Source organism: Bradyrhizobium manausense, from assembly GCF_018130615.1.
In the GTDB taxonomy this organism is placed as follows: Bacteria; Pseudomonadota; Alphaproteobacteria; order Rhizobiales; family Xanthobacteraceae; genus Bradyrhizobium; species Bradyrhizobium manausense_A.
The window spans coordinates 46,071-62,574 of the sequence record NZ_JAFCKB010000014.1; the positions used below are offsets into that span (position 1 = coordinate 46,071).

Here is a 16,504-nt window from a genome sequence, read left to right on the forward strand (position 1 = left end):
GCGAGGATCGTCTGCGACGGGGAGGTCAGGCGCCGGTCGCCTTGTCGCTGCCGCGCCGCGCGGAAACCAGCCTCTCCAGTTCGCTCCCGACGCTGTCGACGACACTCGCCCAGTCGCCGCGCTTGGGTTGCCTGAACAGTCGCATCGACCGGTACCATGGGCTGTCGTCGCGGTTGAGCAGCCAGCGCCAGTCCGGGTTGAACGGCAACATCGTCCAGACCGGCGCGCCAAGCGCGCCGGCGAGGTGAACGACGCTGGTGTCGACCGAGATCACCAGGTCGAGGCAGCCGATCAGCGCAGCTGTTTCGCTGAAATCGGTGAGCTGCGCCGCCAGGTCGACGATATCCGGGCGTTCGCCCAGGAAGGCCCGGTCCTGATCCCTGATGCCCTTCTGCAAGGAGACGAACTGAGCGTCGCAATCCAGCAGAGGCGCGAGCATAGGCAGGGCCATCGAGCGGTTGTGATCGTTCTTGTGGTCCGGATTTCCCGACCAGACAAGACCGACACGGAAGCGATCGTGGGGGCCAAGGCGGTCTTGCCTGGCCTTCACATCCGCCGCCGGAGGCGCTGGAACGTAGGACTCCGCCAGCGGGATCGTATCGAGCCGCGTCCCGAACAGCAGTGGCAGGGCGCCAAGAGGGCAGTGCAGGTCGAACGCCAGCGACGATGCAGATGGTCGATTGATACAATCGGCGACGCCAGGCACGCCAGCGAGGAGCTGCCGGATCGGCGGCTGAACTTCCAAGATCACTCGCGCGCCGAGCGCGGCCGCCATGGGCGCATAGCGCGCGAACTGAATTGCGTCACCCAATCCCTCTTCGGCGTGAAGCAGCAGCGTCTTGCCTTCGATCGGCCGGTCACCGAGCCAGAGCGGTTGGGAGAAACCGCGTTCGGGCAAGCCGACAGGAAGTTTCCAACGTGCTTCGCGTCCAAGCCAGCCTCGCTCAAAATCTCCGGTCAACAGCTGAAGCGTCGCCAGGTTATAAGTCGTCGGCGCGTTGCCCGGATCAACCGCCAACGATCTGTGAAAGGCCGCGAAGGCGTCATCCAGCAATTGAAGATTCATCAAGGCCAGTGCCTTGTTGTTGAGCACGGCAGAAAAATCCGGTCGAAGTTCAAGCGCGCGGTCGAAACACACAACTGCCTGCTCGGTTCGGCCTAACCTCGCATGAAGCAGGCCGAAGTTGTTGTGCGTCTCGGCCTGGCTGGGGTCCAGCGCGATGGACCTCTCGTAGTCGGCTTCCGCTTCGGCGAACCGGTTCGCCTCCTGGAGGCACGCGCCGCGCATTTGATACAGGGCTGCGGATTTTGATTCCAGTAGCTCGGCAACGTTCAGGCATTCGAGGGATTCCGCATACCGGCCGAGATTGAACAACAGTCTACCGCAATTGTTCGCGGCTTCCAGGTATTGCGAATCCAGCTTCAACGCCCGTTCGAAATGCCGCACAGCCTCTTCCATCCGCTTGCGCTGCCAGAGCAGTTTGCCGAGACAATTCGAGAGGATCGCGTCCTGCGATGTGGTGGTCGCGGCCTTGCTCTGATGCTGCTGTGCGCCTGACCGCGATGCGGAAACCAACCGCTCGAGTTCAAGGCGAACGCTGTCCACGACGCTCGTCCAGTCGCCCCGCTTGGGCTGCCTGAACAGCCTCATGGATTGATACCACGGGCTGTCGTCGCGGTTGAGCAGCCAGCGCCAATCCGGATTGAACGGCAACATCGTCCAGACCGGGACGCCGAGCGCGCCAGCGAGATGAACGACGCTGGTGTCGACGGAAATCACCAGATCGAGACAGCTCATCAGCGCCGCGGTCTCGCTGAAATCCGTGAGCTGGTCCGTCAGGTCGACGATGTCCTTGCGTTCGCCGAGGAAGGCGCGGTCCCGATCCCTGATGCCTTTCTGCAAGGAGACGAACTGGACGTCGCAATCGAGCAGAGGCGCAAGTGCGCGCAGCGCCATCGACCGGTTGTGATCGTTGCTGTGCCCCGGATCTCCCGACCAGACCAGGCCGACGCGGAAACGCGTGCGGGGGCCCAGCCGGTCTTCCCACGCCTTCACGCGCGCCGCCGGAGGTGCAGGAAGGTACGATTCCGCAAGCGGGATCGTATCGAGCCGTGTCCCGAATGCCAGCGGCAGGCTACCGAGAGGACAATGCAGGTCGAACGCCAGCGACGGCGTCGACGATCGGTCGACACAATGTGCGACGCCGCTCAACCCCGCCAGGAGCGGCCGGACCGCAGGCCTGACCTCCAGGATCACCTTTGCCCCGAGCGCGGCCACCATGGGTGCGTAGCGCACAAATTGAATGGAGTCGCCCAACGCCTCGTCGGCATGAAGCAATATGGTCTTGCCTTCGATCGGCCGGTCATCGAGCCACAGGGGTTGCGAGAAGCCGCGGCCGGGGAGGCCGAGGGACGGCGCCTTCCAGCGCGCCTCGCGTCCCGCCCAGCCCTGCTCGAAATCTCCGGTCAGCATCTGGAGCAGCGCGAGATTCCAGATCGTGTCTGCATTGCCAGGGTCGAGCGTCAGCGATCGGCGGAAGGCCGCGAAAGCCTCATCCAGCAATTGCACGCTCCACAGCGCCCGCGCCTTCTCGTTGAGCGCTGCGGAAAAATCCGGCCGAAGCGCGAGCGCGCGATCGAAGCTCGCGAAGGCCTGCTGCATCCGGCCAAATCTCGAATGAAGCGTGCCGAGGTTCTTGTGCGTCTCGGCCTCGTTGGGATTCAGCGCAATCGACCGCTCGAAGTCGGCCTGCGCCTCCTCGAACCGGCCGAGCCGTTGCAGGCAAAGGCCGCGCGTCTGATACAAGGGAGCGACATTTGGATTGAGCCTGGCAAATATATTGAAGCATTCCAGCGCTTCGGCATATCGGCCGAGATTGAACAGCGCCTGGCCCTGCTTCGCAGCCTCCAGGCTTTGTCTCACGGCCTCCAGATCTTGCGGTGCAATCGTCCCCGCGGCTGCGGCCGGGCGCTCTTGGTGATTCATAAGCTGACCAGAAATGAGGACGACGTCCCGTCAGGGCAATTTCTGGTGGGAAGCTGGTGCGAAGCTGGCGCGGGTGACCTCCAATGGCTTCCTTCGGCTAGCCGGTGGCCTGCGACTTCAGCGTGGGGTAGCGCTTCGCCAAGTCCGCGAAGAGTTCCTGCACCAGGGCGGCATCGTCCTCTTGCCCGCCGGCCTCGAGGCGCGCGTCGAGCGCATCGAACAGCTGGTGCTTGACGAAGAACCGCCATGCGACCGGCAGGCGTGCCAAGATGGTGGTGAGCTCACGATAGCGGGCCTCGGTCCAGCGTGCTTCGAAGGCGGTGCGATAGCTGCCGAAATCGAAAACGTCCGCCTGGCGTTCCGGTCGTGCGCATTGCATGTCCTGGCGCAGCCTGCGCGTGCCGTCCTCGTCGATGCGGCTGCCGTCGATCACGACACCGTAGAGACGGCGCGCGGCCTCGAGCGAGACGTAACCCGAGAGAACGTCGATCAGCACCCGCCGCGGCTCACGCAACAGCGGATCGCCGAATCCTCCGGCGCCCGCGCCGACGAGACGGATGCGATCGCCGGGCTTGCAGGGCACGACATCGGTGTTGCCCAGCGCCTCGGTGTCCGGCCCGTCGGGATTCCTGGTGAAGATCGCGTTGGCGCCGGCGCCACCGCCGAGGACGCCCCAAGAGGCGAAATACGTGCGATCGCGATTGCGCGCGGTCACGGTGGTACCCGGCGTGAACACCTCGAACTCCATCGTGAGGCCGAGCCCGCCGCGATGGGTTCCGGCGCCGCCTGAGTCGGGCGCGAGGCAATAGCGCCGCATCCGGATCGGCACTTCCAGCTCGTTGATCTCGACCGGCGTGTTGCGGAGGAAGGCGTTGTTGGCGCCCGAGCCGTCGCTGCCGTCGCCTGTGGCCACGCCGCCCGCCCCGCCGCCGACCGGCCCGAGCGAGGCCATCACGCCGCGCCCGGCGTGGTCCATGGTCTTGACTGTGACGATCGCCATTCCGCCGGCCGAGCAGGCGGGCATGCGCTCGGGGATCGCGCGGGAGAATACGCCGAAGGTCAGCATGTGCGTGATCTTGCAGGTCAGGCTGCGCATGCCGACCGCTGCCGGTGCCGTCGCATTGACGACCGTGCCTTCCGGCAGGATGCAACGAACCACGCGATCGAGCCCGGAGTTGAGCAGGATGTCGCTGTTCAGCGTGTAGAGGACGTAGTGGAATCCGACCAGCGCCAGCGCATGGCGCGGCATGCCGCCGGTCGGCATGTTCAGGGAGGAGGCGAGCTGCGGGTCGCTGCCGGTATAGTCCATGACGGCCCGGCCGTTGTCGATCGTCAGCGTCAGCGCGAGCCGCATCGGCTTGCCGTTCTCGCTGTCCTCGTCGGCATATTCGGCGAAGAAGTACTCGCCGTCGGGAATGGTCTTCAGCACCGCCTCGGCCTGCTTCTCGGCGTAGTTCATCACCTGGTACATCCCGGCCTTGAAGTCGTCGATGCCGAAACGCTCGATGATCTCCAGCACGCGCTTCTCGCCGTTCACCAGCATGGCGATCTGCGCCTGCAGATCGCCGCGATTCTGCGACGGCGCGCGCACGTTCATGGCCATGATGTCGAGCAGGCCCTCGTCGAGCTCGCCCTGATCGACGATCTTGCAGGGCGGAAAGCGGATGCCCTCCTGCTGGATCTCGGTCAGCCTCCGCGACAGCGATGCCGGGACCGCGCCGCCCATGTCGGTGTTGTGGATGTGGCCGCCGACATAGCAGACGATCTCGCCGCGGTAGTAGACCGGCTTCCACATCAGGATATCGGGCGTATGCGTCGCCACGCTGCCGCTATAGGCGTCGTTGGTCATGCAGATGTCGCCGGGGCGATACTCCTTGATCAACCCCAGCACCGGGCCGTAGTCGAGGCCGATGTACCAGGTCGCTCCCAGCGTCTTCGGCGAGGCGAAAGCGAGTCCTTCCGGGGTGATCAGGGCGCAAGAGAAATCTTCGGTCTCCTTCACGAAGGTCGAATGCGCCGTGCGGATCAGCGTGTAGGCCATGCTCTCCGCGGCAGCGACGCAGTAATTGGCGAAGATCTGAAGAGCGGAACCACTGAGTGCCATAATCCGAATCCTTTAGGTCGCCGCGGCGAGATTGATGATGTGAAGATTGCCCCAGCGGTCGACGTTCACCTCGAAGTCGGGGAGTACGCAGGTGGTGGTGTCGTCCTGCGCGATGATCGCGGGACCCACGAAGCGGTCGCCGGCGCGCAGCACGTCGCGCCGGTAGAGCGGCATCTGCCGCATCGCGCCGTCCATCCAGCACGGCACGACGGCGGCGGGCTTCGCGGGCTCGGCCATATCCGGGACCGGCGTGAGCACCGGACGTGGCGTGCGCACCTTGGCCACGACGCGCAGCGCCACCACCTGGATCACGGCCGCTTCGTCGCGGTAGCGATAGAGACGCTCATGGGCCTGATGGAAGGCTTCGCGCAAGGCGGCTAGGTTCTTCGTGCGCATGGCCTCCGCGTCGAAGGCGGTCTCGATCTCGAAGGACTGGCCCTGATAACGCATCTCGGCGGTATAGGTCAGTTCCGGCTGCGCCATGGCGCCGACCTCGGCGCGTACCCAGCCGATCGCTTCCTGCTCCAGTGCCTGCCGCGTGCGCTCCAGCGAGGCCCACTCCTCATCCCCGAGCGCGCACCAGGCGACCGCGACGAAATCGTTGCGCGTGTCTGCGATCAGGCCGCCGAGCGCACTGAGCACGCCGGGTGTCAGGGGTACGGTAATTCGTTCCATGTTGAGGGCCCGCGCCAGGTGACAGGCCAGCATCGGACCCGCGCCGCCGAACGCCATCAGCGCGAATTCCCTGGGATCGATTCCGAACCGCGAGATCAGCCGGCTGATGCCGGAATACATCCCCGAGATCGAGACATTGATGATCGCTTCGGCAACGGCTTCGATGGATTCGCCGAGCCGGGCGGCGAGGGGAGCGATCGCTTCGCGCGCGGCTGCGACATCGAGCCGGACTGAATCATAGCCGAGCGCCGTCTGGCCGAGCACGCCGATGGCGGCGAAGGCGTCCGTGATGGTGGGTTCGCGCCCGCCGCGCCCGTAGCAAACCGGGCCCGGCGTCGATCCCGCACTCTCGGGTCCAACCTTGAGCACGCCGAATGGATCGACACGCGCAATCGAGCCGCCGCCGTCGCCGATCGAGGTGACGGAGACGGAGGGGATGTGGATCTGGTGATCGCCGATATACTCGCCCGTCGCGTATTGCGGTTCACCTCCGGCGATCAGCGCGACGTCCGCGGTCGTTCCGCCGATATCGAGGCTCATGACGTTCTTCAGGTCGCAAAGCTGCGCGACCCAGGCGGCGCCGATCACGCCGGACGCGGTGCCCGACAGCACGATCTGGACGCAGTCCGTCTTGCCGCGCTCGGCGCTCATCACGCCGCCGTTCGATTTGGTGACCTTGAGATCCGCGGTGACGCCGGAGTGGCGCAGTGCCTCCTGCAGCGAGGTCAGATAGTTCGAGACCACCGGCTGCACGTAACCGCCGATCACGGCCGTGTTGGTGCGCTCATACTCGCGGATAATCGGCCACACCTCGCTCGCGCAGGAGACGAAGAGCTCCGGCGCGGTCTCGGCGACGATCGCCCGCACTTGTCTTTCGTGCTCGGGATTGCGGTAGGCGTGCAGCAGCGAGATCACGACGCCCTCGCAGCCGGTTCGCTTCAATCCTGCCACCGCCTCGCGCACGCTCGCTGCGTCGACGGGTTCGAGCTGCTTGCCCTCGGCGTCCAGCCGTCCGTCGATCCCGAACGTGCGGTAACGAGGCACGAGCGGCTCGGGCCGCGACGACATCAGGTGATACATGTCGGGCGTCTTGAGACGTGCCAGCACCAGGACGTCTTCGAAATAGCGGTTGGTGATCAGCCCGAGACGGATGCCCTTGCGCTGCACCACCGCGTTGACGCCAACCGTGGTGCCGTGGGTGAAATGCACGACTTCCGCCGGGTCGATCCCGTAGCGTTCGCCGAGCATGCGCATGCCGTCGGCGACCTCGCGGCCCGGCGCGTCGGGCCGCGAGAACACCTTGAGGCTGCGCACGGTGCCGTTGCTTTCGTCGAGGACCGCGAAGTCGGTGAAGGATCCGCCGATATCGACGCCAATTCTCAAACCCATCGTCCAGGTGTCTCCCTGCATCGTGTCGAACATGCCCGCGGGGGCGGGCAACGCGTCAGCGGCGCTTCTCCATGTGGTCGCGCAGCTGGAAGTAACTGCCGAGGATCGGCATGAACCATGTCTGGCCGTGATAGAGCGGATGGGACGGCAACGGCGTGCCGAAGGCATCCGACGCGAGATCGTGCTCGCCCAGCAGATGACGTGCCAGCCGATGGCCGAGCCAGGTCATTGTCGTGACGCCGCTGCCGTTGCAGCCGGCGGCGTAGTAGCAACCTTGCGGATCGCGTCCGAGATGCGGCAGGGCATCCAGCGTCACGGCAACCTTGCCGCCCCAGCTATGGCTCACCCTGACGTCGCGCAGTTGCGGGAAGCGTTCCGTCATCTGTGCAAACAGGATTTTGGCGCTGGCCTTGCGGTCGAGCGGATAGAAGCGCGCACGGCCCCCGAACAAAAATCGTTGTCGGTCGGGGGAGTAGCGGTAATAGGCCGTCACCCGGTTCGCCTCGGCGACGCCGCGATCGCCGGGGATGAGGGATGTCCGCAGCTCCGCGGGCAGAACTTCGGTCGCGATCTGATGTGAGGTGACCGGAACGAGTCGCCGCTTGAGCCAGGGCGTCGCCGGGCCCGTGTAGCCGTTGGTCGCGATCACGACGCGTCTTGCGCAAATCTCGCCTCGGCCGGTCGCGATCCGGTAGGCGGCGCCCGCGCGCGCGATCGACGTGACGGGCGCATGGCAAGCCAGTTTCGCTCCGGCGGCGAGCGCGGCCGCCAGCAGCCCGCCGAAGAATTTCGCCGGATGGAGATGTCCTGCTCCGTTGATCAGCGCGCCGCCGACATAGACCTCGCTCGCCACTTCGCGGCGCAGCTCATTGCGGTCCAGGATGCGCACGTCGCTGTCGGTATGTGCGTTCAGCCTGGCGATCCGTCCTTCCCAGCTGCGGACCTGCGCCGCGGTCCAGGCGGCGGCGATGCGGCCGTTGCGGCGGTAGTCGCAGTCGATACTGTGGCGCGCGATCAACGTCTCGAGGAAGCGGTAGCCGGCCGCCGCCTCGCGCAGCCTGTCCTCGATCGCGGTATTGCCGGCCGCCGCACTGACGCGCTTGGACATGCTCTTGCCGACATTGACGCCGCCGGTGACCTGGCCGCCACTCAGCGTGCTGGCGCCGACGCCGGGAAGCTCGGCCTCCAGCACGATGACCTCGGTCCCGCGCGCGGCGAGTTCGAGGGCACAGGAGAGGCCGGCATAGCCGGCGCCGATGATCGCGACGTCGACCTCGCGCTGCAGACCGCTGTCGCTGGCGTCGTTCGGACGCCAGCCATCCCACCAATAGGGGGTCTCGGAGAAATCCGGAGCGAAGATGGAGGATTGAGTCATCGTCTATGCCACGGGATCGGCGACCGCGACCGCCGGGACCACGTAGGGCGTGGAGCGACGCTGGTCGTAGTAGAGCAAGACGCTGACGAAGGAGATGGTCGCGATAACAGCGACATAGCAGGGAACGGCGTAGGGTGTTCCCGTGCGTTCGATCAGGAATGCCGCAACCAGGGGGGCGGTGCCGCCGAACAGCGCGGTGCCGGTGTTGTAGGCGATTCCGCTCGCGGTCACCCGCATCTCCCGCGGGAACATGTCGACGAGCCCGATCGTCATGCCGCTGGTGATCAGCGGATAGACCAGCACGGGAATGACGGCGGCGGCCATCGCGCTCGCCGGCGTTGCGAAGCTCGCGACATAGAAGGAAAGGAACATCGCGGGGATTACGAGGATGCAGCCGGCGAGCAGCGTCGGCCGCCGCCCTACGGTGTCGTTGACCCAGCCGTAGGTGACGGTGGTCGCCATCAGCACCAGCTGGGCGATGAAGATCGCCAGGGATGCGTGCGTCTCGCCGATCTTCACGAAGTTGGTGAGATAGGTCGCAAGGAAGCCGAGCACGAGATAGTTCGACAGCGTGTGGCTCATGAGGATGCTGATGAAGAACAGCATGCGGCGCCACTGGCTGCGGACCACGGCCGAGAGCGGCGGTGCTTCCGTGCGCAGACGGCGGCGTTCTTCCTCGATGGCCAGAAACTCCGGCGATTCGTCGAGCTGGGTGCGGATCCAAAGGCCGAGCAGCCCAAGCGGTACGCCAAGCCCGAACATCAGCCGCCAGCCCCAGCTTGCCATGCTCTCCGCGCCGATGATGGCCGAAACGAGCGTGAAGATGCCGACCGCGATCGCGGTGCCGGCATAGGCGGCGACCGGTGAGAAAGAGGCCCTGAGCGCACGGTGCTTGCTGCCTCCCTGCTCGACGATATAGGCGGTCGCGGCCGTGTACTCACCGCCGGCGAAGAAGCCCTGCGCCAGGCGGCAGAGGACGAGAGACGCGGTGGCAAAGCTGCCGGCGACGGCGTAGCTCGGCAGAAATGCCGTGATCGCGGTGACCACGCACATGCCGCTCACCGAGATGAAGAGGGCCGTGCGGCGTCCCAGCCGATCACCCACGCGTCCCATGACGATCCCGCCGAGCGGCCGGATCAGGAAGCTCGAGGCGTAGATCATCATCGTTTGCAGCAAGGCCACGGTCGGATCGCCGGGCGGGAAGAATGTCGTGGAGATCACCTTCGCGAGCAGGCCGAAGATCGCGAAATCCAGGAAGTCGATGAGGTTGCCGGCCACGGCGCCGGAGATCGCCTTCAGTTGCAGGCGGTGGATCATTGGGCCGGGGGCGGTCGCTCCATCTCGGGTCAAAGCCATTACTCCTGTTGTTGGGCCCGCCCGCTCGCGCGGACCGTCGGAAGCAGACGCCGCATGTTTCTGTTGCCCCGGCTCGGCAAGTGTGCCACATTGTGGTACGTCGTTCCATTTTTGAAGCTAGCAAGGAAGCCGGAGGATGGCAAGCGCTGTCGGGAAAAGCCGGCCTTGTGCTATGGGCGGCGCTCGTGCCCCTTGCCGGGGGCTGACGCTCCGCAGAAATCGCGATCAGGGTGATGAAGAGTCTGCTGAAGAGCCTGGAAGTTCTGGAAGCTGTCGCGGAGATGCAGCCGGTCGGCGTGAGCGAGCTTGCGCGCCGTCTCGATCTGCCCAAATCCACCACGCAACGCATTCTGCAGACCTTTGCGACGACCGGCTGGCTGCGTCCGGTCGGCGGGGAGGCGACGCGCTGGCAGATCGGCCATCGCGTGCTGCATCTTCAGGTGCCGGAGCTGCAGGCCGGCCAACTCTATGTCGCGGCGCGCAAGCCGATGCAGGAGTTGCGCGATCAGGTGAACGAGACCGTGCATCTGTCGATCCTGGACGGGCTCGACGCCATGCTGCTGATCGATCGCGTGGACTGTACCCAGAATGTCAGGACCTTCAGCCCGATTGGCGATCGATCGCCGATTCACGCCACGGCCATCGGCACGGCGGTGATGGCACACCTCGCGCCCGACCAGGTCGATGCCATCATCAACCGCGGCCTGACGCGCTATACCGAGAGCACGATCACGGACCCCGAGGACTTGCGTGCGGAGCTCGGTCGTGTGCGCGAGCGCGGCTACTCGCTGAATCTTTGCTGCTATCGCCCGGCCGTCTGCGCCATCGGCGCCGCCATTCTCGATTCCCAGGGCCGGCCCGTCGGCGGCCTCTGCATCTCGATGCCAGCTTCCCGTTACGTCGAACACAACGAGAAGGTCTGGGGTGGATTGGTCAATGCGACGGCGCGCAAGATCAGTGTCGGCTGAGCCTGCGCTTCACGTCTTCGCTGCAACGCGCCGCGCAGCCGAGCCTGCTAGAAATCCGAGACCTTTCCAACTGCAAGTCCTGCAAAGCGCTCGGGCCGATAAGGCTCCGGATCGACGATCGGTGCGGCGCCAGTGACGAGATCCGCGACGAGATGCCCCGATCCTGGGCCGATGCCGAAGCCGTGGCCGCTGAACCCTGCAGCCAGGATCAATCCGGGCCTGCCGGACGCCTCTCCGATGACCGGCACGCCATCGGGGGTCGAATCGATATAGCCGCCCCATGCTGCGCTGATGGCCGTGCCCTTCAGCGCCGGCAACAATTCCAGCGCGCGCCGATGCGTGAGTTCGATCGTGTCTTGATCGGGCCGGGGATCGAGAATGCGCATGCGCTCCATCGGAGTCGGCTCGTCAACGCGCCAGCGTTGGAGCGTCTCATGTCCGGACCTCACGCCTTCAAGGCCGCCGGGGAGCAGGCTGCGCCACCGGCGCAGGAACATAGGCAGGAATTGCGGGGCAAAGCGGAGCTGCTGCGCCGTTGGATCGACGCGGCCTCGGCCGCTGATGGCGAGCGTGTAGCCGCCGTCACCGCGCTTCGTCACCGAAACGGCGGAGGTGTGGAGCGCGTCCGGCAGACCTTTCGCGCCTCCGGAGACGGACAGAATGGACGATCGGATCGACGCCAGCGGAAGGCGGATGCCGGCCTGATGGCAGAAGGACGAGGACCACGCGCCGCCTGCCAATATGGCGATGCGCGTGCGAATTGCGCCGCGCTCCGTCACGACCGCGCTGACGCGGCCGCCCTCGGTCTCCAGCCCGCGCGCCGCACACATCTGATGCACGGTGCTCCCGCGCCGGAGCATCGCCCGTGCGACGGCCGGTGCAGCGTTGGCGGGATCGGCGGTGCCGTCGGTCGGCGAGAAGACGCCGCCTTTCCAGGTGCGGCCCGTCGCCGTGCCGCGCTGCGTTGCCGTGGTCGCATCGAGCATGTGCGTGGTGACGCCGACCGTTCGAGCGAAATCGCGCCAGCGCGCCCAGCCCGCGAGCTCGGCCTCGTCGTTGCTGAGATACAGAAGACCGCAGCGGGAGAAGCCGGTGCTCTCGCCGCTTTCGGCGCCAAAACTCTCCCAGAGATCCAGGCTCCTGGTCGCCATCGGCAACTCGCGAGCATCGCGGTTCTGCTGGCGGCACCAGCCCCAGTTTCGGCTGGACTGCTCGGCGCCGATCCGCCCCTTCTCCACCAGCGCGACACGGAGGCCGCGCAGGGTGAGATAGTAGGCCGCGAACACGCCGACGATGCCGCCTCCGATGACCACGGCATCGGCACTGCCGGGAAGATCCGGCGTGGTTTCGATATGGTTGAGTGGCGCGGGCATCCTGGTTTCCTAGATTTCGATCGCCGTAGCTTAAGGCGCGCACCGCCGCGGGCGGCGCCGGATTCGATGGTGTCTCAGCATTTTATGCTGTATCGTCATGTCGCTACAAAACTGCGCTTTTCTCGAACGATATGGCGGCGATGAGAAGCGATCTCTGCGGGCAGGATGAGCTTTTGGCTCGTCGTGCCGAATTTTCTGTTGTGCCTTCCGGCGCGTGTTCGATGGAGAGTCACCAATGAAGCTGGATCGGATCGACATCAAGATCCTCCACGAGCTCCAGAAGAACGGCCGCATCACCAATGTCGAGCTCGCCGAGCTGGTGAATCTGTCGCCGAGCCCGTGTCTCATGCGTGTGAAGAGATTGCAGGCCGAGGGCTATATCGAGGGCTACGCCGCCCAGATCAACGTGCGCAAGCTCGGACAGACGCTGACCGTGTTCACCGAGGTGACGTTGAAGAACCACCGGCAGATCGACTTTGCCCGTTTCCTGTCGGCGGTCGACAAGGTCGACCAGCTGATCGAGTGCCACCTGGTCTCCGGTGGTTACGACTACATGCTGAAATTCGTCACCGCCAGCATCGGCGAGTATCAGACGATCATGGAACGCCTGACGGACATGGATATCGGCATCGACAAATATTTCAGCTTCGTCGTCCTCAAGTCGCCGATCGTGCGCTCGCAGATGCCGCTGACCAGCCTCTTTCCGGCTTGATCGGCCGCCGCGCCAGCCGCGCCTACCGGTGGCCATAGGCGCGCAACTCGTCGGCGTCCTGTTTCAAATTGTCGAGCCAGTCCGGATCGAGCTTGGGGACTGAAGAGAACAGCAGCCGGGTATAAGGGTGCTGTGGTGCCGCGAGCCGGGTCGACGTGATCTGCTCGACCTTCTGACCGCGGTACATCACGATGATCTCGTCGCAGATCGCCTCGACCACCGACAGGTCGTGGCTGATGAAGATATAGGAGATGCCGAGCTCGCGCTGCAGCTCCTTGAGCAGGTCGATCACCGCGGCCGCCACGACCGTATCGAGGGCCGAGGTGATTTCGTCGCACAGGATGAGCGTGGGCTCGGCGGCGAGTGCCCGGGCAAAATTCACGCGCTGCTTCTGGCCGCCCGACAGCTCTCCCGGCAATCGATGGCGCACGGATTTCGGGAGGCGGACGAGATCGAGAAGTTCGCTGACGCGCGCGTCGCGCGCCTTGCCCCTCATGCCGTGGTAGAAGGTGAGAGGACGCCTCAGGATGTCCTCCACCGGCTTCGCCGGATTGAGTGCCGTATCCGCGTGCTGGAATACGATCTGGATCTCGCGGAGCTCGTTCCGGCTGCGGTTGCGGCCCGCTTTCCCCAATTCGCGTCCGTTGAAGATGATATCGCCCGCATGCGCGGGCAGGATGCCGGCGATCGCCCTGGCAAGGGTCGACTTGCCGCAGCCGGACTCGCCGATGATGCCGAGATTTTGTCCCGGATCCAGCTTGAGGCTGACGGCCTGGACCGCACGGATCAGCGGCTGCCCATCGCGCGCGCGAGGTCCGTAGCCAACCGTCAGATTGTCGACCTCGAGCAGGGGGCGCTTCGCTGCGCCGTCGTGGTCAGGTGCTCGCTGCTGAGTCTTCGGCCTGAATGCGGCCAGCAGCTGTCTCGTATAGGGGTGTTGAGCGTCCTCGAGGATCTTATCCGTCGTCCCCGTCTCCTGGACCGTGCCATCCTTGAGGACGACGATCCGGTCGGCGATTTGAGCGACCACCGCCAGGTCGTGCGAGACGTAGACGCCGGCGATGTTGTGCTGCGCCGTGACGGACTTGAACGCGCGCAGAACCTCGACCTGCGTCGTGACGTCGAGCGCCGTGGTGGGTTCGTCGAAGATGACAACTTTCGGCTGGCCGATCAGGGCCATCGCGGCGGCGAGCCGCTGCAACTGGCCACCAGAGACCTGATGCGGATAGCGGTTGCCGATCGTCTCGGGCTCCGGCAACGATAGCGCCTTGAAGAGTGAGAGGGCTTTTGCCTGCGCCTCCGCTGCGGACATCAGCCTGTGGATCCGCGCGACCTCGGTGACCTGGTCCATGATGGTCAGTGCGGGATTGAAGGCGGCGGCGGCGCTCTGCGGCACGTAGGCCACGCTCGTCCCGCGAATCCTGGCGCGTTCGGCTTCCGGCAGGCTCACCATGTCCACGCCGGCCACGCGCACCTCGCCGCCGGTGATCGCGCAGCCTTGCCGCGCGTAGCCCATCAGCGTCATGGCGATGGTGGTCTTGCCCGAGCCGCTCTCGCCGATGAGCGCGACGATCTCGCCTTTGGCAATGTCGAGGTCGACACCCCTGATGATCTCGACCCGCCTGCCGGCGTCGGTCGTTGCCTCAACCCTGAGATTGCGGATCTCGACGAGGTTTCCCGTCATTCGGCGCTCCGATCGCGGATCCTGCGCGGCAAATTGTCGATCAGAAGGTTGACGCTGATGGTGAGACTCGCGATGGCGAGCGAAGGAAAGATGACGGCAGGTGCGCCAAACGGCAGGCCGGCGATGTTCTCACGAACCAGCGCGCCCCAGTCGGCGTAGGGCGGTTGCACGCCGAGCCCGAGAAAGGACAGGCCGGAGAGCAGCAGCACGATGAAGACGAAGCGCAGGCCGAGATCGGCAAGCACGGGCCCGAGAATGTTGGGAAGAATTTCGGAGGCGATGAGATAGGGCAGGCGCTCGCCGCGGATACGGGCGACGACGATGAAGTCCATCGTGTTGACGTTGACGGCAAGAGCGCGGGCGAAGCGATAGGCGCCCGGCGTGTAGATCACCGACAGCGTCCCGATCAGCGCCGGGATCGACGAGCCGACCGCGGCGACCACGACGAGGCCGAACAGCTTGCTGGGTATCGAGTTGAGTGCGTCGAGAAAACGGCTCAGCGTGCTGTCGAACCATCCTCCGGCGACTGCCGCGGTCATGCCGAGCGCGATGCCGCTGAAGCAGGCGATGGTGACGGCGGCGAGCGAGATGCCGAGCGTGTAGCGGGCACCCATCAGGATCCGCGAGAAGATGTCGCGGCCGAGATAATCCGAGCCGAACCAGAGCTCTCGGCTCATGGGGCCGAAATAATCGGAATCGACGATCTCTCCGACGGAATGCGGGATGATTTGCGGGGCGAAAAGCGCGACACAGGCCCAGAGAAGGATGATGCCAAGGGCTGTCATGCCGACCAGATTGAAGCGATAGCCCAATCGCATGCCCGGCCGGCCTGTTGCTGTCGAATCCGTCATCGGAGCCTCGGATTGGACAGGACGGCGATGATATCGGCAGCCGTGATCAATGCCAGATAACCGAGGCAGAAGATCATCGCGCAGGTCTGGATCAGCGGCAGGTCGCGAGTCGAAACGGCATCGACCATCAGCTTCGCAACTCCTGGATAATTGAAGATGGTCTCCACGATGATGACGCCGCCGAGCAGATAGGACAGCGAGAGCGCGACCGCGTTGACGATGGGGCCGAGCGCATTGGGAAGTGCGTGTCGCAGCACGAGCCGGGGCCGCGAGGCGCCCTTGAGGAGCGCCATCTCGACATAGGGCGTGTTCAATGTCTCGACCACGGCAGCGCGGGTCATGCGGATCATCTGCGCCGAAACGCCGAATGTGAGCGTCATGACCGGCATCGCGTAGATCCTCAGCAGGTCATGGAGCGACTTGACCTCGTTGGTGAGGGAGAGGGCCGGCAGCCATTTGAGGTAGACCGCGAACAGCAGCACCGCCAGCGTTGCGATCATGAATTCCGGCACCGAGATGATGCCGATGGTCGCGATGGTCACGGTGCGGTCGTACAGCGTGCCGCGCCACATCGCAGCGGTGATGCCGAGCGTCAATGCGAATGGCACGGCGATCGCGGCGGTCAATCCTGCGAGCTTCATCGTGTTGACGAACCGTCCGCTGATCAGGTTGGCGACAGGAACATTGTTTGCGTAAGACTTGCCGAAATCGCCCTGGAAGAGACCCGCGATCCATCTCAGGAATCGAATGATCGCGGGATCGTTGAGATGCATCGCCTTGCGCAGGCCCTCGACCGCCTCGGGCGTCGCGGATTGCCCGAGCAGGATCGTGGCGGTATCGCCAGGCAGGAGCGCGGTGGCGAAGAAGACCGCGAAGGAAACGATCACGAGCGTGATCAAGGCGATGAGAAGCCGCCTCACCACAAGCAACGAAACTTGCTTCTTCACATTCGCGCTCCTGCGCCACACCGGTCATTCTGGTCGGTTCGGGTTCCAGTCTCGCGATCCCGGCCCGTGACCTCGCCTTGCGCC

General features: G+C 65.1%; 11 protein-coding genes. 2 read left to right on the plus strand and 9 right to left on the minus strand.

The window, feature by feature from the left end; translation table 11 throughout:
* Window positions 1-25: 25 nt before the first annotated feature.
* The 5 genes from JQ587_RS24060 to JQ587_RS24080 all read right to left on the minus strand — a co-directional run bounded on the left by JQ587_RS24060 (window position 26) and on the right by JQ587_RS24080 (window position 9,879).
* A complete protein-coding gene (locus tag JQ587_RS24060) occupies window positions 26-2,986 on the minus strand; it encodes a tetratricopeptide repeat protein (protein WP_283815662.1) in 2,961 nt (986 codons plus the stop codon).
* Between the two features lie 97 nt (window positions 2,987-3,083).
* Window positions 3,084-5,090 (minus strand): hydantoinase B/oxoprolinase family protein, encoded by a 2,007-nt coding sequence (locus JQ587_RS24065; RefSeq protein WP_212426927.1) that lies wholly within the window; start codon window positions 5,088-5,090, stop codon window positions 3,084-3,086.
* Window positions 5,091-5,102: 12 nt separating this feature from the next.
* The gene (locus JQ587_RS24070; protein ID WP_212426928.1) at window positions 5,103-7,154 is read right to left on the minus strand and encodes a hydantoinase/oxoprolinase family protein; all 2,052 of its coding nucleotides are present in this window, start codon (window positions 7,152-7,154) and stop codon (window positions 5,103-5,105) included.
* 55 nt (window positions 7,155-7,209) lie between these two features.
* The gene (locus tag JQ587_RS24075) at window positions 7,210-8,529 is read right to left on the minus strand and encodes an NAD(P)/FAD-dependent oxidoreductase (RefSeq protein WP_212426929.1); all 1,320 of its coding nucleotides are present in this window, start codon (window positions 8,527-8,529) and stop codon (window positions 7,210-7,212) included.
* 3 nt (window positions 8,530-8,532) lie between these two features.
* Window positions 8,533-9,879 (minus strand): MFS transporter, encoded by a 1,347-nt coding sequence (locus JQ587_RS24080; RefSeq protein ID WP_212426930.1) that lies wholly within the window; start codon window positions 9,877-9,879, stop codon window positions 8,533-8,535.
* A gap of 239 nt (window positions 9,880-10,118) precedes the next feature.
* Between JQ587_RS24080 and JQ587_RS24085 the strand changes: the two genes are divergently transcribed.
* A complete protein-coding gene (locus JQ587_RS24085) occupies window positions 10,119-10,853 on the plus strand; it encodes an IclR family transcriptional regulator (protein WP_212299947.1) in 735 nt (244 codons plus the stop codon).
* A gap of 47 nt (window positions 10,854-10,900) precedes the next feature.
* On the opposite strand, the gene JQ587_RS24090 is transcribed toward JQ587_RS24085, so the two are convergent.
* Complete coding sequence (locus JQ587_RS24090) at window positions 10,901-12,226, minus strand: NAD(P)/FAD-dependent oxidoreductase (protein ID WP_212299946.1); 1,326 nt, start codon at window positions 12,224-12,226, stop codon at window positions 10,901-10,903.
* A 235-nt stretch (window positions 12,227-12,461) separates the two neighbouring features.
* Here JQ587_RS24090 and JQ587_RS24095 point away from each other — a divergent pair, with 235 nt between their 5' ends.
* The gene (locus JQ587_RS24095; protein WP_018642567.1) at window positions 12,462-12,938 is read left to right on the plus strand and encodes an Lrp/AsnC family transcriptional regulator; all 477 of its coding nucleotides are present in this window, start codon (window positions 12,462-12,464) and stop codon (window positions 12,936-12,938) included.
* A 22-nt stretch (window positions 12,939-12,960) separates the two neighbouring features.
* Here JQ587_RS24095 and JQ587_RS24100 read toward each other — a convergent pair whose 3' ends face one another.
* The 3 genes from JQ587_RS24100 to JQ587_RS24110 are packed head-to-tail and all read right to left on the minus strand — an operon-like array spanning window position 12,961 to window position 16,420.
* Window positions 12,961-14,622 (minus strand): ABC transporter ATP-binding protein, encoded by a 1,662-nt coding sequence (locus JQ587_RS24100; protein WP_212299945.1) that lies wholly within the window; start codon window positions 14,620-14,622, stop codon window positions 12,961-12,963.
* Window positions 14,619-15,473: an ABC transporter permease gene (locus JQ587_RS24105; protein WP_212299944.1), complete on the minus strand. Its 855-nt coding sequence runs from the start codon at window positions 15,471-15,473 to the stop codon at window positions 14,619-14,621. Before JQ587_RS24105 ends, JQ587_RS24100 begins: the two co-directional genes overlap by 4 nt.
* Window positions 15,470-16,420, minus strand: coding sequence for an ABC transporter permease (locus JQ587_RS24110; protein WP_212299943.1), 951 nt, complete (start codon window positions 16,418-16,420; stop codon window positions 15,470-15,472). Before JQ587_RS24110 ends, JQ587_RS24105 begins: the two co-directional genes overlap by 4 nt.
* Between the last annotated feature and the right edge of the window lie 84 nt (window positions 16,421-16,504).